The sequence below is a fragment of the Alphaproteobacteria bacterium genome, assembly GCA_016699305.1.
GTDB lineage: Bacteria > Pseudomonadota > Alphaproteobacteria.
In genome coordinates, this window is sequence record CP064970.1 from 1238151 (window position 1) to 1257022 (window position 18872).

Genomic DNA, 18872 nt, shown 5'->3' on the forward strand with positions numbered 1-18872 from the left:
GCGCCTTTACTGCAGACGGCTTCACAGCCCATAAAGTCCCGGGCCCCTATCCGCCGTTATGTGGCCTATACAGATCAATTCTTTGGGGTGCAAGTACCTACAGCAGCTCTGATACTCCGCCTAGATATAGGTTCTGGACGAACGCTACGCGAGGTAGTTTCTCCCAAAAGAAAGGCTTCTGCGCCAATAATGTCGCGGTCATGAGCGAAGAGGATAAAGCTTTCCCGCTCAGTTGAGAGAAGTTCATTCCCATCAGTTCCGATCTCCGTGTTCGCAGGGAGAACCTCAAAATTCGCAAACTCACGACACAATGTAAATTTATCAGTCTTGGTCAAATATGCCTGATACATTTTCATGTGCGTTTGTGCTTGTGGCTCTAAGTCATTGGGTAAGTGTCCGAGCGCCTTAAGAAACGCTATAGCCCCCAATTCAGCAGCCTGTGTTGACTTCGGATCGCGGAAATAGCCGCACTCGATGCAAATACCAGGTTTCCCTAGACTGTTCATGTAATAATCGGTTCCTCCTGGCTCCAAAGTATCAAAACCAGAAATTACGGTATCGAATGGAAGATATTGGACGATGGAATGCGAAATTGGCTCACAAATGACAAAAGGACGACTATCCTTTACCGTGCTGGCGTGTATATCAAGCAAAGCATCGGCCTGATGCAAATAGGGCTTCAGAAATTGCGCACGCGCATATTCATAACTGCCGCGTTCTTTGTCACTTAGCATATTGTCGGGCTTGAACATCCGATTCAAATTAGCCTCAGTAAATCGGACATTGGCTTCAATAGCCCGAGGATTTGCATATACGAAGACGACACGTCCAGCATCGATTTCGATCTGAGGCAATATCTTGTTGAAAAGCTCAACGCCGCAAACCTCATTCCCATGCACGCCTGCAAAAATAACACTGGACGGGCCAGTCCTTTTGCCTAAGATTTCTATAACTTCCTGCATATTCTTATTTCCTCCATGATAGTTGTTTAGGGGATTATTTGGGTGATGGTGATGTTCTTTCTGTGCTGCCGTCAAACGGCTAACAACATCTGGCCTTGCCAGCGAACTCAACATACATGGCACCATTCGCCTTAAAGGTATCTTCGATCATCTCGATTAAAGGCACTGTGAGGTATTGCGGCGTGGTATCGACAGATACAATACGCTCCAAGATCTGAATTGCTCTGTTAAGTGGGCTTACCATTTCTCTTCCTTTCTTAGTTCTAAATCTGCCTTCCGGCATTCCTACGGAAACGGGTTACATTGAGCTGAGCCCCCCCAAAATGTGGTGTCATATTAGACTCATGTCGCACCTGGATTCAAGATTCAGAATGGAGAATTTTACTTCCAGTCAATTTTCAAGGTTATTCATAGGGATCGTGTTAACAAGACAGAGTCGGGAGAATCTTGGGAATAGCCGTACCAACATAGCCAGCCAGTTATGATCTCTATCACACGCTTCCCCCGGCACAGTTTGACCTTATTTTGTTCAAGCTCTTGCAAATAGGCGGTTGTCAGGGCCGTTTTTCCTACCTTGCGACTTTTTTGATTTTCTCGAAGGTGCGCAGGCCGCCAAGGCCGAGCATGGCCAGGACGAGTTCGAAGAGATTGTCTGTGGGCAGATGCGGTAGGGACGTGCCGGGAGACCAGAGGGTCAGGGTCCAGGCTAGAAGCGGGACGAGGAGATAGGTATAGGCCAGGGCCGCGCCGCACACCCAGCCGATGAAGGGCCGCCAGCCGGAGACGAAGCGGTCGGGGGATTGGGCCTCGATTTTATCGATCTCGACCTGCTGGGCGTCTTGAATTTGCGCGGCGGCGAGCAGTTGGGAGATGGCCTCGGCGCGCGCTTTTTCCCGGGCCTGCGGGTCCGGGATCATGGCCACCAGCTTCTCGACCACGGGACCGAGGATAGGGAGCAGGGCTTGCAGCATCAGCGAGTCTCCTGAAGCTTCGAGGGATCGGAGGCGGGATCGCGCGAGATGTCGGGCGTCTTCCACAGATCGGCCTCGGCCCGGCGGCGGGCCACGAGGCCGGGCATGTCCTTGCCAGCCGCCTTGGTCCAGCGCAGCAATTGGGCGGGGACCTGTTCATACCAGCCGCGATTGAGATGCTTGAGCAGCGTGGAGTCGGCGAAGGCCCCGGCACCGATATTGAACACGAAGCATGCCAGGGCGGCGCATTGATTGCCGGTCAGAGAAACCCTCACCCGCTTCCCGACAGTCTCCATCGCCTGGCGCAGATCGGCTTCCAGCAGAGCTTCGGCCTGCGCGGCGGTGACGGCCTTCCCTTCCCACACATCCGCGCCGGTATGGCCATAGCCGATGGTCCATTGACCTGCGGGGCAGCGATAGGCGCGAAGGCGCAACCCCTCGTATCGGCGCAACAATGCCAGAGCGGCTTCGGGCGGGATGGTCATATCTGCCTCCATTGTTTGGAATCAAAAAAGCCGCTGACGTTTTGCGGCAGCGGCTTGGTGGTGGGAAGTTTGGGCGATTACCCGGGATCGAGCATGCCAAAGAGTCTCAACTTCTTTCCCTCGGCCTCGAAGATGCCAATCCACTGCTCGGCCCCGGCATGGGGGTATTTCTCCATGGTGAGGGTGAAGGCACCGAGGTCGCGCTTCTTGGCGTAGTCCGAATCCTCCAGGTGGTACCAGCCCTTGCGCAGCGAGGTGCAGGCCATTTCCCGCATGCGGCTCTCGAAAATATCGCACAGCATCTCCACCTCGCTTTCGTCGCAGCCCTCGTTCTGGAGGTCGTCGATGCCGGGTTTCCAGTCCCATTTGCTTCTCATTTCCGTCTCCGCTTGCCTGTTGCCCATGTGTCCATGAACGCTCTTCTTGTGGAACTTATCCAGGGAATAACGATCATGAGCCGCGCTTTTCTCGCGGGACGTTTTGTCGCGCGGCGGGGCCGTCGGCGGACAGATGGGCCTCGATGCGGATCAGCACCTGCATCTGCGCCTCGGCCCGCTCCTCGATGCGCGCGAGGCGGTCGATGACCTTGATCTGGGCATCGGCGGATTTGGCGATGCCGTCCTCCAGCGCGGCGATGCGGCGGTCGCGGTGACGGTCCTCGGCGTCCTTGGTCGAGGCCCACCACACGGCCCCCGCCGCCTGCAGCAGCAAGGTAACGATCAGGGCAATGGGCACGCGCTTGTCCAGATGCCATTGGCCCTGGCGCTTGAGGATGGCCGGATCGTTCAAGGGACAGTCTTCGGGAAGCTGGGTCATGGGCATAACCTTTCGTCTGGGTCTGGGATGTTTCAGCACGACACCACGAACACAAAGCCCTGCGCCGTGGCGGCGGGACCGTTGCGGCGCAAGGCCTCGATCACCGTCTGACTGGTCAGAATGCGGGACGTGGCGGGGCGGCGCAGGACCTCGGCGGTGGTCTGGGTCAGGCGAAGCCCCGGCGCGGCGGGACGGTGCAGAACCTCGCCAGTCTGCTGGGTAAGGAATATCTCGGTCACAAGGCGGTCTCCCTAGGCGGTGATCTTGCACCCGGCTTCCAGGGCATTGATCTGGCCCTGAGTCCAGGCGGTGCCGGTTGCGGGGTTGGTCTCCCAAATCTGGCGATGGAAACGATAATCGGTGCCCGGGGCCAGAAGGGCCGCGCCCTCGTCATCCGCGCCGCCGCTGCGCAGCAAGCCCCTCATCATTCTTGATCCGGCATCGTCCTTGCGTGCGCATAGGGACAGCTGCAGGCCAAAGACGGGACCGGCGACGGCGGGGCATGCCAAGATCACCAAACGCCTCATCGACGACGCCGTGCCACGGGCATCGGAATACTTCCTGTGGGATGACGAGTTGCGCGGCTTCGGGGTGCGGGTACCGCCCAGCGGACGTAAGGTCTATGTCGTCCAAATACCGGGTTGGTCGGCGTCCCCGGCGCATGAGCCTGGGACCGCACGGCGTGCTGACCCCGGAAGAGGCCCTCCACCGCCATCTGCTGGCGCGTTACATCCTGCCCCGCTTCGGGCGCATGGCCATCACCGAGATCACCCACGCCGACATCGCCTATGGCGCTGAGGGTGGGCCGCAACCGCCGCCTCGCCAAAGACTGGGAAAAAACCATCGCCTCATCACAGGCATGGCCCCTCCTCGCCTCTATACGCCGTTCCCTTCGTTTCATAAAAAAACACACAATATCAAAAACTTGGCTTTGAGTCAGGCTCTAAGTGATTACTCCTGGGGAATCTCCCTAATAGCGCTTTTTCAAGTCTTCCCAGAAATGTTCTATGGTTTTAATCCTAGGATTAAACCAAGCTCCTTTATAATCGTCAGTGCGAAGATCCTCATAATAGTTCAAGACATCCCGGAATGCCTCACGGAAACGTTTTTCATTAGGATTAAAAGGGTCTGAAGGTCTGTTTTTGTCCGCAAGCACCATGGAACGGGCTTTGCTTTCACCTTTATATACAAAGCCGTCTCGAACAAGATCACCAAGGAAAACCCAAGTTAGTTTGGGGAGGCCTCTAGCGGATTTGGTCCGTTCCCAAGTTAGAACCCAACGCCCTATGGAAAGATGTCTCTCATCTTCTTTTCCTTCGACTTCAATTGAATTCTCGACACTCCATTCATCGTAAACGCCAACCGCCCTTTTGATCGCCTTCTTATCCGCTTCCCAATCCGAATTGCCGTACCATGTCACAAGAGGCATGTCGTCAAATGACTCCCATCTGAAATCCGCAAATGATACCGATGGCTTGCCGCGCTTGTGCTTCTTCCAATTCTCTTTAGCTTCTCGGATATCCTTATCCGTTATCTCCCGGGCCTCCTCCCATTCTTTCTTAAACCATTCGGTTACGATCTTGTCGACGGGATCCAAAAGTACGCCTGCCTCGACCCACTTGGCTTGCTCACTGCCTTCCAGGCCCAGACCATTTGCGGATGCGTTGGCAGAGGCCACAACGGCACGATCTTTGCCGATGTACACCTTCGCGTGCAGCGTATCACACTGCTTGACATCAAGCCCTTTCCGCTTCCTCAAGACATCAATGACAGCGGGATTCGTGCCGCCCGATTTGAGGTTGCAGATGATCCGCGCTTCTTGGGTGGCTTCGAACATTTTCTCGGCACCAAAGCCCCAAAAGGCAACAGCGCAGCGAATCTGCGGCTCTTTCAGAAGGGTTTTGATGGCCTCATCAAGGTGGGGCCGGGTCAGAAAGAGGCTTTGGGGTTTGAGGGTTTGAGCCATTTCCGATCCTCCTGAGATTATTCATTGTGAGGTTGCGCCGTCTTGATTGATTCGGCAATACCATGCCCAAGCCCAGAAAGAAAAGGGAGGTGAAGATGATCGCTCCCTGCCTCTCTCACCCGCCTTCCGTCACCCACCGCCACAACTCGGCCCACAAGAGTGCGTCGGCTTCGGCGCGGTGGCGGCGGGCGTGTTCGGCCTGTTCGCGGGCCTGGCGGTAGCGGTCAAGGTCCAGACCGCGAGCTGCCACCATCTGGGCAAGCAGGATGTCGGCGTCCATGCGCCGGAAGACAAAGGCGGGTTCCACATCGGCCGCCTCGAAAATCTGCCGCGCCCACGCCTCGTCGTAGGGGCTGTCGGAGAAAAGCTCCCGCCCCTCCAGTTCCCGGTTCATGCGCGCGGCGATTGTCTCCACCGCAAGGCCTTGGTGGCGGACCTGCTCCAGCGAAAGGCCGTGCAGCTCCTCGGCGTTGGTGTCCCAGCTGTCCTCGATCTCCCAAGCGGCCGGGGGTCGCACGAGGCAGGCGGCGGAGACGATCTGCGGCTGCTGGGGACGAACGAACGCCCAACCGATCTCGATGACGTAGCCGTCCAGACCCGAGGCTTCGCAGTCGTAAAAGACGGGGGCGGTAGGGATCATGGCGGGCTTGTTCTCCTTCTTGTGTTGGCGGAGGCCTTCGGCTGCGCTTGCATTCTTCCTTTATCCCTTCGGTCGCTTTCAGTCCATCTCGTAAGGAAGCTCCCGATTCCACACTTGCCATACCATGATGTGCAACGATGCGTGCTTAGACGCGTGCTTACGGCTTCGGTCTGGGTCAGGCGAAGCCCCGGCGCGGCGGGACGGTGCAGAATCTCGCCAGTCTGCTGGGTGAGGAGTATCTCGGTCACAAGGCAATCTCCTTAGGCGGTGATCTTGCACCCGGCTTCGAGGGCATTGATCTGGCCCTGAGTCCAGGCGGTGCCGGTTGCGGGGTTGGTCTCCCAAATCTGGCGGTGGAAACGATAATCGGTGCCCGGGGCCAGAATGGCCGCGCCCTCGTCATCCGCGCCGCCGCTGCGCAGCAAGCCCCTCATCATTCTTGATCCAGCATCGTCCTTGCGCGCGCATAGGGACAGCTGCAGGCCAAAGACGGGACCGGCGACGGCGGGAAGGTCCGCCAGCGCGTAACTGTCCCGCGCGCCGATGGCGGCGGCGTGGTTATAGGTGGCGTCGCTATCGGGCGCGGCATCGTTGACATTGTCCCAATTGGCGGCCACGCCCTGGGGCGTCCATTCGGCATAGGTCCCAGGACCGGTGGGCAACAGGGCGTCCACACGGCAATCGCCCAGATAGGCATTATTGGCCGCGCCCGTGCCGTCGCAGATATACAGATCGTCGAAGGCGATCTTGCCGCTGCGGCCTTGCAGCTGGATGCGGCTGACACCGGCTTGGCCGGTCTGTTTGGTATCGCCGGTGAAGCTGGCGATCACCTGTTCATTGAGCCGCGCCTCGAACACGCCGCCGGCATCGGCCACGCTCAGGCGGAACTCCAGATAGTTCCACGAGCCCGTGGGCACCGGGGACGCGGCGGCGGCGACGGGCGTCGCGCCCCGATACAGGCGGATCATCCCCGAACTATTGAGATCGGCGGCGGCCTGCAACGCGCCGTCGCCGTCATAAAAGCGGATCACGTCTTGGGTGTCGTTGCCCGAGAGCTGACAGGCGAAGCCCAGGATCCAAATCGGCTGGCTGTCGAGGGTCAAGGAGACGTAATCCGTGTAATAGCGGATCCACAAGGCGTTGGACCCTGCCCTGCGCCCCGATGTCAGCGTCATGCCCGATGCGCTGCCGATGTCGTTATGGGCGGTCCATTTCTTGCCGATATCGGCGGGGATGGCGTAGTGGTCAAAGCCGTCCAGGAAGCGTAGAGCCATGGTTTCCTCCTTAAAGTCTGATGCCCGCCAGCGCAAAGCCGATATCGGCCAGACTGCTGTCGGCGGGGTTTGGGGCGATGATGGTCAGCACGTCGCCCGCCGCGAAATCCGTGGCCGTGACTGCCGTGAAAGTCGGCGTGGTCACGCCAGCGGCAAATTGCATGCTGGCGAATGACGTGCCGTTTTTGCGGAGAGAGAATGTGGCGGTCGCGCCGGAGGCCGTTCCCGCCACGCCGCGACTATTGGCCATGCCAGTGGGAAAGCGCACCGCGCGCGGCACGGGATAGCGCAAGACGACCGATCCGCCCGTGGGAACACCCGCCAGCGTCCCGCCGATATCGTAGGGAATGGTCGCGCCCATAGCGGTCTCGGCCACGATCTGGAAGGTCGTGCCGTCGCAATAAAGCAATTTGCGCTCGCCCGCATTGATCGTGATGGTCGTGCCGGAGGGCGTCTTCACCAGAAGCGTAAACCCGCCCATGGTGGCGTTCTCCACCATCAACAGCTTCGGCTTGGCGGGGATAGTGATGGTGCGTCCCGCCGTCAACATGCCTGTGAATGTCATCGACAAGGAACCGAGCATCTGCGCGTCGGTCAGCGTGGCGTCCACATCCGCGATGGCGATGCTGGTCAGCTGGCACAAAGCCTTGTCCAGCGCGTCGAAGGCAGCGTTGGCCGTGACTTCCTTCTGCGCCTGATTAGCGGCGATATGGTTGATGAGCAGGTTTGGGGTTGTTGGCATGGCTTTGTTCTTAAATCGTGGCTTGTTGAGGCTGACCGCGTCCGACCACGGCGTTGAGCTGATAAACGGCGACCGTCACCGCGCTTTGCGCCGCGCCGAAATCCACCACCTGTTCGGCGGCGGGATAAACGATGCTCGGCGTGTTGGCTGTCAGCGTGCGTTTCACCGTGGTGACAGACAGGATGTCAATCTCGTAATTCTCGCTGGCCTCGAACAAAGGCACCTCCGTGCCATCCTGCCATTCGCCGTACCAGCGCGTGCGCCGTTTCCATGTCACGGTCAGGTTGCCGGAGCCGTCGCGGGTGCCAGCGACCTGCACGGGCGAGAAGCAGCGCAGACTGTTGCCATTGAACACGAAGGGATTGGACGGCGCATCGTCCCAGTTGCCGCCATCTGGAATGCCTTTGTAATAGGCCGTTCGGTTGATCTCCGTCATCGGCAGCGGCGCGCGATACACGCCGTCATGGGTCAGCAGGATGAAACGCTCCCCCGTCGCATGCGAGGTCATGGCGCTTTCCGTGCCGCGCCGACCGCGCAACAGGCCGGACAATTCATAAATCCCGCTGGCCAACACATTGGCGTTGCGCCATTGGATGATCTCGTCTCCCAGCAACGCCACATTCGCCCAATTCAGGACTTCCAGCGCCGTCTTGCTGTCGAGGCTGCCTTGCGTGAGGGCAACCTGAACCTTGCTGGTTTCATCCCATGTCCACGGGCTGGCAACGTTGGGCAGAACGGTGGCCGCCCAGCCGAAGCTGGGGCCGTCATTGCCCGTGCCGAGGACTTCCCAAGCCAGCTCGTCCGGTGAGCGATACATAGACGCGCCCGTGACGCTGCCGTCGCGGAAGCCGAAAGCGTAATACATGCCCAGCGTGTCGTCCTCATAGCGCAGCATGGGCAAATCCATGAGGAAGAGCGGCGTTGGCCCCGCAAGGCCGATGGGTTTGGGTGGGAGATTGCCGCCGGAACCCGTGGCCGTGGAGAGATAAACAATCTCGTCTTCCGCCACCGCTTCGCAAGACACGACGTTGTTGCCGCCGAAATCCACCTTGTTCAGGCGGAGTTTCAGCGACACATCATCAATATTGACGGTCACCACATCGGACGGATCGAGCCGCAGCCATTTGGGTGGCAGGCTGAATGTATACTGGTTGCGCTCGACCCAGGCGTTATAGAGCGTGCGCTCCGCGATCTGCTTGGCCTCGTCCGGTGTGAGCGAGATCGATATCTCTCTGGTCTGCTTTTCCCGTGTGATGATCGCGTCGGTGATGCGAGAAGCGTGCTGGGTGTTGGGCTGGTGGTCGCGGGTCGGATCGACATGCACGATATCGAGGCGTTGCGGCAATTCCACATCCTGCACACGGGTTTCCGAAAGTCTGGTCTGGCTGTCCGTGCCGCCGCTATCGTCCGCGCCGAGGTCGTCCTTGCCGATGCTGGCCACGCTCGACCCGCCGCGCGGGATAAAGCGCAACACGCCGTCCGTCTCCACCGCATCGATGAAGAAAGAACCCAAGAGCGGCTCCAGCGCCTCGCGGGCAGCCATGCGCCGACTGACGACATAGCCGCGCAAGGGCTGGCTGACGGCGCTTGTCACGATGTTGGTCGGCACCATGCCCGCCTTCTGGCAAATGTCGGACAGCACATGCGCCAGCGGCACTGTATCCGCGCCATAGCGTTCAAGGGGATATTTGATCTGGCCCGCATCGGTCATGATGACGACGCTGTGCGTGAGCTTTTCATAGCATCCGCCAAAATGCGTGGCCGTCACCGGCAGGAACGGCGCAAGATCGACGGTCTTTTCCAGCCGCATGGGAACCAGATCAATCAGCGTCGCGGTGACGCCCGCCGCCGCCCATAACTTGCCATGGACCGGCATGTTGCCGTCCGACTGAATGCCAGAACCCGCCGGAATGGCAACGCCGTCCACATATCCGGCGAAGCCGTCATCGGGATGCCATTTGACGATCCGGCCTGCCAGCCCCAGCGTGAAATAAAGATGGCCGGTGGTGTCGTCCCAGAATAGGGCGCGAGGGGACTCGCCGCCCGTCCATGCCGAGACGGTCCATTCCGTAAGCTTGCCATCGTAGCGGCGGATTTCACTGGAATCCACCTGCCAGTAGTTGCCGAACGGATCATCGCATAGGGGCGATCCGGGCGCGCCGTGCGACGGGAACACGGCGGATAGATCGGCAATCTCGACAAGATCGGAATTGTAGACGCGCCGCGAGTAGTGGCAGAACAGCTTGTCCCGCCGCACCGCGCCGCCGGGGCTGAACGGCACGTTGACCGGTGTTTGCGCCACGATCGCCAGCGAATCCGGATGCCGCTTCACGAGAGTCATGCCAACGCCGAGAATATCGGCGGCATGGTAGTAATAGCCTCGGCTGTCGATGCCGCACAGGGTTCCATACAGATGATAGGACGGCACCGCCACATTCAGCAGCAGCCGGTTGTTGACGAGATCATATTTGAAGATGTGGTTCGCGCCTTGGCCGATCAGAACGCCCCGCGCCGGATCGACCCAACCGCCTTCGCGGAACATGTCCTCGAGAGGTGGAAGGATGACGGCTTCGCAGCGCAGCCCGCCCGCGCCCACCACCTCGGCACTGATATTCGGGATGCGGTTGGCAAAGTCGGCCAGTTGCAGATCGGTCAAGACCAGAATGCACCGCCCCCGATAGGCCGGAACATTGCCAACGCCCAGAGCCATTTCGATGGTGCTGTCGGGAAGCTGGTTCTCGTCGCCCGTGTAAATCCGCACCACGCCGGGATATCTCTCCATCGCCTGCGTGTTGCTGGAGGCGGCGTCATAGATCAGTTTGGTGTCCGCCCAGATGCGCCGCACGGTCGAAACCGGCCCGACGCAAAGCCCGACCGCGAAGGACACGGAATAGCTGTAGGTGGTCTGCGATGACTTCTTGCCACCGCCTTTACCACCGCTGCTTTTCTTGACATTGCGGGTTTCCTTGAGCGGTGTCGACCAGATCACGTTGCCGGAAATCCGCATAGTGCCATAGAGCAGCGGGATCGGCGCGCCGTAGGTGGAGGTCTGCACGGACAAATCGTCAATGCGCGGCCCTTCGATATTTTGCCCTTTGCCGCCACCGAACAACAGATTGCCGAGCAGCACCCCGCCCAGCCATCCAGCGGACGCGCCGATCCCGATGGCCGAGGTCAGTCCCGCGCCAGCAAGTCCAAGAGCCAGAATGGCCATTAAGCGTCCTTAAAAGCCGGATAACGATAAGCCGCCGCGATGCGTTGCCGCCAGCGATCATCAAGGCTGTGTTCCACGACTTTGCCGACGCCCGAATAGCTGTGAATGATCCCGTGGTCGGTGATCAGCGCGACATGCTGCGGTTCACGGCCCCAGGCCATGAACAGGATGTCGGCGGGCAAGGCAGAGTCCACGGGGATCGGCACCAGCCACCTCGCCAGCCCTTGGCGCATGCGCTTGCTGTCCGGCATCATCGAATAATTGGCGTAGGACAGCGCTTCCGGTGAGACCGGATCGTAATCCACCAGCCCAAGCGCCATCCCCACGCCTTTGACAAGGCCGATGCAATCGCAAGCCACGCCCTTGAGCGCGCCTTGGTGCAGAAATGGCGTGCCGAGCCAGGTGCGGGCTTCGGTCACAGCGTCATCACGGGTTACGTTCACATGCATGATGCTCTCTGAATAAAAAAAGCCGCCCAGAATTTCTCTGGGCGGCAAAAAAGTGTGAGGTTGGAATTTTTAGGTCTTGCTTTTTGCTGGCTTCAGTAATTCGGCAATTGTGGCCTTCGTGGCTTTTCTGTATCCATTCATAACGTCACTTTCGATTACGGAGTAGCCATCTTCAAGTTCAGTCACAATTAATCCTTCCTCGTACGCACCATTGATAATTTCCGTTTTTATGCTGTCCTCGATTCGTTTCCTTCCTGCTATATCCTTGAATAATTCCGTCGAAATAAAGTATCGACTGTTCTTTTTTCCACCGAATTCCTTCGAATACAGTATTTTCAATAGATCAATAATTTCTTTCACACTTCTCATCACAGCCTCCTGTGTTATGATGATATGGCCGCTATTGGCATTTGCATCAAACAACTTTTTCACATCTCCAGTCAATACTTTTATTTCTATGGCTAATGAATACGCATCTATAGGTAAATATCGTTTATTTGCCATCGGGATAAGCCAGAACCTGATCACTGCCAGGGACGTTCGGTTCGCCCCTGAAGTTACGCAGGTTGCTGTACCTGTCTTTGCAGGTGGAGAATTTCTTGTCGCAGCCAGGGCGCAAGCTGTAATTGTCGCCCACCGCCACTTCGCTCGGCATCGGCAAAAACAGCGTGAACGCGCCGCCGCTGGCGAAGGCTTTGACCTCCATCTTGCGACCAACATTTGCGCCACTCGTCCAGGTCAGCAAACCGCCATTCCAATGGTTGACGGATTCCCCACGCGCGTTGTCGGCAAAGCTCCGCCGATCTGTCACCGCCGTGATTGCACCCGTGACAGTGAGTGTTGCCAGATTGACCTTGCAGCGGGTATCGCCCAGATCAGCACGGCAATCCGGCGTATAAAGCTCGACGATCTGCTGGGAAAGCGCTTGCGACAGGCCACGCAATTCGGCGCGGAACACCGTGTCCTTCAACTCCACGTCGCCGATGGTGCCGCGCTTGAGGATGATCTTGCCGTTGGCAAGGTTCGCCCAATTGACGAGAAAAATCTCTACCATCGCACCATCCCACACACCCGCACGCAAATCGGCGGCGCTTAGGGTTTCGCTGTCAATCGCGCTTTCGATGTCGAGATTGTCCACCGCGAGGTTGGCGATGGTGTGAATGGCCGAGCGCGTATAGCCGGAGCGCGCCTGATACAGCAGACTGTCCACCGTCAAATCCTTGTCGAAATCCGTGAAGCCGAAGATCGCGCCATCGCGGCGCGTGACATTCCAGCATGTCGCAAGAGTGGTCGTTTCCCCTGCGATATGCGTGGCCAGCGGTGAACCTGCGGTCTTCATACGCGGATCTCCACAATCGGAATGCCCGACCATTGGTGAAGGTTGATGTGTTCGATGGTGACGGCCATGCGGTCGGTGTCGAACCGGACAGGCACGTCGAATTCATAATCAGCCGACACAGCCACGCCGTTAGCGGGCGGGGTCGAAAAGGTAATCACGCCCGTGGTCGTATTCACCGACCAGCCGGACGCCTGCAACACACCCGCGAGATAGACCTTCACCGTTCCAGCCACGGGCTTGGTGATCGTCCGCAGGTCCACGCTGCCGCCCGATGAATAGGTGCGGATCATCTGGAACGTGGTGACCGTACCGTTGCCCGTACCCAGCGCCTGCGCACTCGCCTTGTAATCCGTCCAGTCCTTGAACCGGAACCCATGGGCGCGACCTTTGCGCGCACGGAAGAAGGCGATCAGCGTATCGAGCTGCGTTTGCTTTTTAAGACCGGACGCCACATCCCACCGCCCGCGCGCCGCCGACCAGTTGATATTGCGCTGCTCGTAGCCGGATGCCGTGGCGACGACGGACGTGGCAAACTCCGGCCCGCCCGTCGCCCCATAGGCGATGTCGGGCGGGAACTGGATTTCGTGGAAGGCCATTACAGATTTCTTCAGGTTTTTGGATTGATCGGGCGGGATCAGCCGCCGATGATTTCTTCGTATTGATCCGCGAGGCGATAGGTGCGGGATTTGCGGGATAGATCGGCGATCTCAAGGAAGCCTTCGTCCACCCACTTCCGACACAACGCCGCCGCCGACCGCGCCTTGAAGCCGAACAGTTCGCCGATGTCCTTGGCGGTTACTTCACGCGATGTCTCGAACAAAATGAGGGCTTTTCGCTGCCTTGCATCAAGATCGCGCAAGGCTTTCGACCGGTCTTTGCCGCCCTGTCCCGCTTCGGCCAAGGCTTGATCACGCACCTTCTCGAAGGAATGCGCCATGCCGTCGATGAAGTAGGCAACCCATTTCGTGATGTCGGATTCCGCACGGCCTTCGTAGTAGTTATGCGAAGGGCCGATGGTCAGCGCCTCGTAATAATCGCTAAGATTGCGGGCGTAGTATTCTTCCAGCGCATACAGCCCTTTAAGGTCGTATCCTCCAAGGTGCAGAACCAGCGTGGTCAAAAGCCGTGCTGTGCGCCCGTTGCCGTCGTAATAAGGATGGATCGTCGCGTATTGATAATGCGCGATGGCGGCGCGGATCGGGACAGGCCAGTCCCTCTCGTTATTGACCCAGGCGACCAGCGCCTTCATCAGCTTCGGCACGTCCTTCGCCTCCGGAGGCATATAGACGATGCCTTTGGAGCGGCTGTCGCGGATGACGTTCTGCCCATCTCGATAAGGTGTTGGCTTGGCGCGTGTCTTTCCACCCGCCATGACCAGAGCGTGGAGTTTTTGAACCTGCGCCTCGGCAATTTTCTCCTTGGCTTTGACGAGGCGTTCCACCTCGTCCAGCGCGGCATAATATCCCTTCACCTCGGCCTGATCGCGCTCCCGCCCTGGGAAGTGTTGATCGGCCTCGATCACCTGCGCGACCTGATCTTGCGTCAGGCGGTTACCCTCGATCTGCGTGGAATAGTGTGTAGAAAACAGCCGTGCCGTTTCCCGCAGATGCGCCAGCACGCGGGGCGTGATGGGTAGACGGATCATCGTCTCCTTCACGGCTTCGATCCGCATCAACGCCTTGGCAATGTCCGGCGTGACGGTAAAGCGGGGCTGGAAGGTCTGGGTCATGGAAAATGCCGATATTCTGTTTTTAACATGTCTTTATTATGCCGATAAACTGCCGATAAAGCAAGAGCCGACCTCACGGTTTCCCATTGATAAATCATAAATTCCTCGTCGCGTGCTGGATGCCGCGCGCCGCTTCCGCCGCGATTTGCGACTGGCTTTTGCGGAAACTGCTGGCATCCGGCGTGCTGATATTCATGACGACGTTGACGGGTGATCCCATGCGGGTGCCGTCCTTGGGCAGAACAACCTCGCCACGCTCCAGAATGGCAGGAATTTCCCCAGGTTTGAGACCCGCCACGCCGCCCGTGTGATAACGGGGCGCGCTGGCATAGACGTAAGCCGGAAGCCTTCGCGTCGGCGCGGAACCGCCGACTTCGCCGCCCTCATGAAAGATGCTGCCGAAAATGCTGTCCAGAAACCCGCCGCCGCTTCCGCCAAGACTGCTGCCGAGCATGTCGAATAACGGTCCCGTGACGGATTTCTGCACCGCCATGCGGGTGATGTCGGCCACGATGGAATTGGCGAGATCACCCAGCGATTGCAGGCTTTTGCCGCCGGAGGTGACGAAATCCACAATCGCGTCTTCGGTCGCCTTCATGCCCTCGGTGAAGGCTTTCTCGACCGCCGATGCCGCATCCTCGGCCTGTTCGCGGTAGTTGCGGAAGGCGCGCAAGGCTCCGGCCTCGGCATCCTTACGCGCATCAAGCTGCTGCTTTTCAGCATTAGCGACCGCGCGGTTGTAGGTGTCCTGACTGATCGCGCCCGCATCAAGCATGTTTTTAAGACGCTCTAATTCTGCAGCATAGGATTCCGTCGCCGTGCGCGTGGCACCCGTGACTTGTTCGCCTTCCTGTTTGAGCTTGTTCAGTTTTTGCTGGGCTTCGCCCTGATCGTAGAGGGCGGCGGCCAGTTTCTCGACTTCGGCGCGCTGTGCGGAGGTGGCGTTATCCGACAAGCGGTGGGCGGCATCCTGAATAAACGCAGATCGTTTGTCGGTCAGGCGTTCAAGCTGTTTATTCAAATCCTCAACGACCTTCTGCGCCTCGGAATACGCCTGACTGTCGAAAAGCTGCGCCGCCAGCTTGCGCGTCTGGTCGCGTTGCGCGTCGCTGGAAAGACGACCCACCGCTTGTTCGATGAAGGCTTGGCGCTTATCGGCCAGACCCAGCATCTGACGTTGGAGGTCTTCAACGACCTTGGTATTGGCCTCCATGACACGCGTGGCGGCTTCGCGCGCGGGCTTTTCAATCGCATCGATTTGACGGCGGGCGAGTTCTTCCGCTTGTTTCAGCGCTGCATCCACCGCGCCCGCATTGCTGCCGTCTTTTTCGCGTAAGGCTTCAATTCTTGTGCGTGTGGTCTCCAGATCCTTGTTGACTCTTGCTATGCGGTCGGCAGGATCGGTCGCCAGTTTATCGACGGCATCGTCCAGTTTTTTGCGCTGTTCGCTCAAGAGATCGGCGCGGCGGTCGCGTGCGGCTTGTTCCTGCGCCGCCTGCAGCTTTTTCTGTTCTGCTTCGTATTCCTGCGCTTCCTGGCGGGCCTGCGCTGCGAGTTTGTTCACTTCCTCGCGGATTTTTTCAACGCGCGCTTCCTGCCGCTCGATCATCGGACTCATATCCGTGAACGGCGTGATCGGCTTATAGTCTTGGATGCGTTTCAGCCGTTCTTCCTGTTCGGCCAAATCCTGCTGCGCATCCATCAGCTGCTTACCGATGGGATCGTCCTTCATCAGGTTGCGCAGACCTTCGACGACATAGGACAGGCCGGAAAGCGCACCTTCAGCGGCACCCGCTATAACACGGGTCTGGCCGATATCTTCCAGCAAATTGCCCCAGGCATCGGACAGGCGGTTGGTGGCACCCGTCAATCCCGTGGCCTCGCCTGCGCCAGCGCCGCCGACCTTGGACTCCAGAACGTCGAGAATAACCTTCTGCGCCTCGGCCTGTTTGCCCATGTCGACCAGAGATTGGATCAACTCCTTCTGGCTGTCGGTAAACAGGATCCCGATCCGGCGCAGCGCCGTCAGACCCTCGGCGGGATTTTCCAGAGCCTTGCCAAGCTGGGTGACGCTGCCGCGCAGATCGGTGCCGAATACGGCGGACATATCTTGCGCAAGCCGCATCGCACGGGTGAAGGTTTCGCCCGTGACGGAGCGGAACGTGGCCATAACGCCCGCCGCATCCTGCACCTGTTCGGCGGTGGCCAGCGTCGAGGATTCGATCTGATCGGCAAAAGCCGCGATCTGTTTGCCGGACAGGCCCGTGGTGTTGCCCGTGGCGCGCAGAACGGCCTGCAGGCGGCCCATGGACTGTTCGGCCTCGGCGGCGTGTTCAAAGGCGGCTTTCAGGCCCAGCGTGACAACGGCCAGCGCCGCGCCAACAGCAAGGCCCACGGGGCCAATAGCACCCAACGCCGATCCCAGCGGGCCAAGGTTGCCCGTCAGGCCGACAACCGAGCCTTTGACGTCATTGGCGGCGGCATTGAGCGCGAGGAGCGATTTCGAGGCAGGCTGTCCGGCCAGCTCAATTTTCTTGAGCGACTTTTCGCCCGTCTCGCCGACCTCGCGCAGCTCCGCCTTGACCTTGCCGCCGTCCAGCACCGTCAATCGAATGGCAAGGTTACGTTCGGCCATGGGTCTTCATCTCACTGCTGAGTTTTTCGTTAAAGGCGGTTGTCGTTCCGGTTTCGATGGCAGGCAGAAATTCCGCCGTGGCGTTTGCGTCATGGCCGAGAGCCGCAGCCATGTGCAGCGCCGCCGAGAAATCCATGCCGATGGCGACCATCTGGCTGAGGCGCATTTGCCGGCCGCAGCGGAGCGCCAAATCCCACGCTTGCCAGCCTTCAAAACTTTGTGGTTCATGCTGCCGATAGGGACAAAGCTCGCCTTCGGCGTTGGCTTCACCGCAGGCGCAGGGAAGACCCGCTTGGGCGCATCCGGCGCAATAATCCGGCCCGCCGCCAAAATGCCAGCGGCAACGAGCCGTCAGACGTTTTTTTCCTGTTCCAGCAACAGCGCGGGGCCGAGGTAAAGACGCTCGAAGGCTTCGGCAATCGGCCACAAATCCATGAGAGCAAACACACCCTCCGGCGTGACCGGAAGAGCTTTGCCGTCTTCGCCGCCGACACCATCCCATTCCACGATGGCCAGTTGCGCCAGATGCTTGATGAGTGCGGTGCTGCGGGCGGCGGGTTCGGCTTCTGCTTTCAAGGCTTCGACGCGCGCGGCCATGACAAGGGCGGTGGACGCCGGACGCACATGCACGCGCACGCCGTCGATCAGATCAAGCCAGAAGTTTTCTCGTTTTAGATTCAAGGTGATCATGCGTAGCTCTCCACATCGTTTTCCAAAGTGACGGTCAGCATGCGCCCGGTCAGGGCCGAGCGGGCCGCCTGCCAGTCAAAGCTGGCCTGCACGCCGCCAGGGCCGGAGATCGCCAGTTTGGGTTTGGGCAGATAAACCTCATGTGCCGTGAAGGTCAGCGATTTATCGGCGTCGATGGTATAGGCGAAAGCCAGTTCAAGCGGCGTATTGTCGGTGGCCGCGTCGATCAGCGTGGTATCGGCAAACCGGACTTCGATATTACCCGTCAGCGCGGCGATGGTGGGATCGGCTCCGTCGATCTTGCCGTCCGAACGGATGGTTTCGATGCGCTCCAGATTGTTGGTGTAGGTCAGCTGCGCGCCCGTGACGTTACCGAGCTGCACGCCGTCCTTCTTGATGGATGCCTGAAACTGGTTGAAGCGCGTGAAGGATGCCACGGTCGGCGTGCTGCCGCCTGTAACGCCCGCATCCGTCTCTCCCTGCGCGATGCAGTTGAGCGTGGCGTTGGCCGCCCCCGAACGCGAGAAGCTCAATTGCGCCGAATTCACACGCACGCCAGCCTCCGTGAAGTAAATCGGCACGTCCGGCATGCCGACTTCCAGCGCGATGCTGGGCAGGCTCGCCGCGCCGGACGCAAAGGTGTGCGTATAAGGCCCTGTGCCTGTGGTGGTGGGTGCGCCCAAGAGTGCCTTCAGCCAATGGCCAAAATTGCGCAGGTCAACAGGTACCACCACGTTACCTTCCACGCGGATGACATCGCGGATCGGCTGGGACGGGTCGCGGCCCTGGCCGAGCAGATCGGATGCGATCAAACCCTGTTCGGAGCCAAGATCGGACGATACGAACGGAAACTTGATGTAATTTCCGGTCGGCGGCGTGCCGTAGACCGTTTCGAATTGACCCAATAGCTGGGTATTGGCGCCGTATGCACGAGCCATGGTTACCTCCTTTTGTTATTGC

The 18872-nt window shown here is 59.1% G+C and carries 21 protein-coding genes; all 21 read right to left on the bottom strand.

Annotation, left to right across the window (positions count from 1 at the left end; all coding sequences use genetic code 11):
- Positions 1 to 74 precede the first annotated feature (74 nt).
- The 21 genes from IPI58_05800 to IPI58_05900 all read right to left on the bottom strand — a co-directional run bounded on the left by IPI58_05800 (position 75) and on the right by IPI58_05900 (position 18850).
- Entirely contained in the window at positions 75 to 1076 is a 1002-nt protein-coding gene (locus tag IPI58_05800) for a succinylglutamate desuccinylase/aspartoacylase family protein (protein QQR68368.1), read from the bottom strand.
- Between the two features lie 455 nt (positions 1077 to 1531).
- Complete coding sequence (locus IPI58_05805; GenBank protein ID QQR68369.1) at positions 1532 to 1933, bottom strand: hypothetical protein; 402 nt, start codon at positions 1931 to 1933, stop codon at positions 1532 to 1534.
- Entirely contained in the window at positions 1933 to 2430 is a 498-nt protein-coding gene (locus tag IPI58_05810) for a lysozyme (protein QQR68370.1), read from the bottom strand. The genes IPI58_05805 and IPI58_05810 overlap by 1 nt, the downstream gene beginning before the upstream one ends.
- Positions 2431 to 2495: 65 nt before the next feature.
- A complete protein-coding gene (locus IPI58_05815) occupies positions 2496 to 2822 on the bottom strand; it encodes a hypothetical protein (GenBank protein QQR68371.1) in 327 nt (108 codons plus the stop codon).
- 46 nt (positions 2823 to 2868) lie between these two features.
- Positions 2869 to 3234, bottom strand: coding sequence for a hypothetical protein (locus IPI58_05820; GenBank protein QQR68372.1), 366 nt, complete (start codon positions 3232 to 3234; stop codon positions 2869 to 2871).
- A gap of 32 nt (positions 3235 to 3266) precedes the next feature.
- Positions 3267 to 3473, bottom strand: coding sequence for a hypothetical protein (locus tag IPI58_05825; GenBank protein ID QQR68373.1), 207 nt, complete (start codon positions 3471 to 3473; stop codon positions 3267 to 3269).
- A 12-nt stretch (positions 3474 to 3485) separates the two neighbouring features.
- Positions 3486 to 3761, bottom strand: a complete 276-nt coding sequence (locus IPI58_05830) for a hypothetical protein (protein QQR68374.1) — start codon at positions 3759 to 3761, stop codon at positions 3486 to 3488.
- 443 nt (positions 3762 to 4204) lie between these two features.
- A complete protein-coding gene (locus tag IPI58_05835) occupies positions 4205 to 5200 on the bottom strand; it encodes a phospholipase D family protein (protein QQR68375.1) in 996 nt (331 codons plus the stop codon).
- A gap of 115 nt (positions 5201 to 5315) precedes the next feature.
- Positions 5316 to 5840 carry a hypothetical protein gene (locus IPI58_05840; GenBank protein QQR68376.1) on the bottom strand — a complete coding sequence of 175 codons (525 nt, stop codon included), beginning with the start codon at positions 5838 to 5840 and terminating at the stop codon, positions 5316 to 5318.
- Between the two features lie 260 nt (positions 5841 to 6100).
- Positions 6101 to 7114, bottom strand: coding sequence for a hypothetical protein (locus tag IPI58_05845; protein ID QQR68377.1), 1014 nt, complete (start codon positions 7112 to 7114; stop codon positions 6101 to 6103).
- Positions 7115 to 7124: 10 nt separating this feature from the next.
- Positions 7125 to 7856 carry a hypothetical protein gene (locus IPI58_05850; protein ID QQR68378.1) on the bottom strand — a complete coding sequence of 244 codons (732 nt, stop codon included), beginning with the start codon at positions 7854 to 7856 and terminating at the stop codon, positions 7125 to 7127.
- A gap of 10 nt (positions 7857 to 7866) precedes the next feature.
- Positions 7867 to 11070 (bottom strand): phage tail protein, encoded by a 3204-nt coding sequence (locus IPI58_05855; protein ID QQR68379.1) that lies wholly within the window; start codon positions 11068 to 11070, stop codon positions 7867 to 7869.
- Positions 11070 to 11513, bottom strand: a complete 444-nt coding sequence (locus tag IPI58_05860) for a peptidase P60 (protein ID QQR68380.1) — start codon at positions 11511 to 11513, stop codon at positions 11070 to 11072. Before IPI58_05860 ends, IPI58_05855 begins: the two co-directional genes overlap by 1 nt.
- Before the next feature lie 75 nt (positions 11514 to 11588).
- A complete protein-coding gene (locus IPI58_05865) occupies positions 11589 to 12023 on the bottom strand; it encodes a hypothetical protein (GenBank protein ID QQR68381.1) in 435 nt (144 codons plus the stop codon).
- Positions 12013 to 12858 carry a DUF2163 domain-containing protein gene (locus IPI58_05870; GenBank protein ID QQR68382.1) on the bottom strand — a complete coding sequence of 282 codons (846 nt, stop codon included), beginning with the start codon at positions 12856 to 12858 and terminating at the stop codon, positions 12013 to 12015. Before IPI58_05870 ends, IPI58_05865 begins: the two co-directional genes overlap by 11 nt.
- On the bottom strand, positions 12855 to 13454 hold the full coding sequence (locus IPI58_05875) for a DUF2460 domain-containing protein (protein ID QQR68383.1): 600 nt from the start codon (positions 13452 to 13454) through the stop codon (positions 12855 to 12857). Before IPI58_05875 ends, IPI58_05870 begins: the two co-directional genes overlap by 4 nt.
- 38 nt (positions 13455 to 13492) lie before the next feature.
- The gene (locus tag IPI58_05880; GenBank protein ID QQR68384.1) at positions 13493 to 14587 is read right to left on the bottom strand and encodes a Fic family protein; all 1095 of its coding nucleotides are present in this window, start codon (positions 14585 to 14587) and stop codon (positions 13493 to 13495) included.
- 94 nt (positions 14588 to 14681) lie between these two features.
- A complete protein-coding gene (locus IPI58_05885) occupies positions 14682 to 17222 on the bottom strand; it encodes a phage tail length tape measure family protein (protein ID QQR68385.1) in 2541 nt (846 codons plus the stop codon).
- The gene (locus tag IPI58_05890; GenBank protein QQR68386.1) at positions 17209 to 17649 is read right to left on the bottom strand and encodes a hypothetical protein; all 441 of its coding nucleotides are present in this window, start codon (positions 17647 to 17649) and stop codon (positions 17209 to 17211) included. The genes IPI58_05885 and IPI58_05890 overlap by 14 nt, the downstream gene beginning before the upstream one ends.
- Positions 17574 to 17912 carry a hypothetical protein gene (locus IPI58_05895; GenBank protein ID QQR68387.1) on the bottom strand — a complete coding sequence of 113 codons (339 nt, stop codon included), beginning with the start codon at positions 17910 to 17912 and terminating at the stop codon, positions 17574 to 17576. The genes IPI58_05890 and IPI58_05895 overlap by 76 nt, the downstream gene beginning before the upstream one ends.
- Entirely contained in the window at positions 17909 to 18850 is a 942-nt protein-coding gene (locus tag IPI58_05900) for a hypothetical protein (GenBank protein QQR68388.1), read from the bottom strand. Before IPI58_05900 ends, IPI58_05895 begins: the two co-directional genes overlap by 4 nt.
- Positions 18851 to 18872 lie beyond the last annotated feature (22 nt).

Coding starts and splice junctions, on each gene's coding strand:
- IPI58_05800 (QQR68368.1), bottom strand. CDS start 1,076: ATGTTGAGTTCGCTGGCAAGGCCAGATGTTGTTAGCCGTTTGACGGCA.
- IPI58_05805 (QQR68369.1), bottom strand. CDS start 1,933: ATGCTGCAAGCCCTGCTCCCTATCCTCGGTCCCGTGGTCGAGAAGCTG.
- IPI58_05810 (QQR68370.1), bottom strand. CDS start 2,430: ATGGAGGCAGATATGACCATCCCGCCCGAAGCCGCTCTGGCATTGTTG.
- IPI58_05815 (QQR68371.1), bottom strand. CDS start 2,822: ATGGGCAACAGGCAAGCGGAGACGGAAATGAGAAGCAAATGGGACTGG.
- IPI58_05820 (QQR68372.1), bottom strand. CDS start 3,234: ATGACCCAGCTTCCCGAAGACTGTCCCTTGAACGATCCGGCCATCCTC.
- IPI58_05830 (QQR68374.1), bottom strand. CDS start 3,761: ATGAGGCGTTTGGTGATCTTGGCATGCCCCGCCGTCGCCGGTCCCGTC.
- IPI58_05835 (QQR68375.1), bottom strand. CDS start 5,200: ATGGCTCAAACCCTCAAACCCCAAAGCCTCTTTCTGACCCGGCCCCAC.
- IPI58_05840 (QQR68376.1), bottom strand. CDS start 5,840: ATGATCCCTACCGCCCCCGTCTTTTACGACTGCGAAGCCTCGGGTCTG.
- IPI58_05845 (QQR68377.1), bottom strand. CDS start 7,114: ATGGCTCTACGCTTCCTGGACGGCTTTGACCACTACGCCATCCCCGCC.
- IPI58_05850 (QQR68378.1), bottom strand. CDS start 7,856: ATGCCAACAACCCCAAACCTGCTCATCAACCATATCGCCGCTAATCAG.
- IPI58_05855 (QQR68379.1), bottom strand. CDS start 11,070: ATGGCCATTCTGGCTCTTGGACTTGCTGGCGCGGGACTGACCTCGGCC.
- IPI58_05865 (QQR68381.1), bottom strand. CDS start 12,023: ATGGCAAATAAACGATATTTACCTATAGATGCGTATTCATTAGCCATA.
- IPI58_05870 (QQR68382.1), bottom strand. CDS start 12,858: ATGAAGACCGCAGGTTCACCGCTGGCCACGCATATCGCAGGGGAAACG.
- IPI58_05875 (QQR68383.1), bottom strand. CDS start 13,454: ATGGCCTTCCACGAAATCCAGTTCCCGCCCGACATCGCCTATGGGGCG.
- IPI58_05880 (QQR68384.1), bottom strand. CDS start 14,587: ATGACCCAGACCTTCCAGCCCCGCTTTACCGTCACGCCGGACATTGCC.
- IPI58_05885 (QQR68385.1), bottom strand. CDS start 17,222: ATGGCCGAACGTAACCTTGCCATTCGATTGACGGTGCTGGACGGCGGC.
- IPI58_05895 (QQR68387.1), bottom strand. CDS start 17,912: ATGATCACCTTGAATCTAAAACGAGAAAACTTCTGGCTTGATCTGATC.
- IPI58_05900 (QQR68388.1), bottom strand. CDS start 18,850: ATGGCTCGTGCATACGGCGCCAATACCCAGCTATTGGGTCAATTCGAA.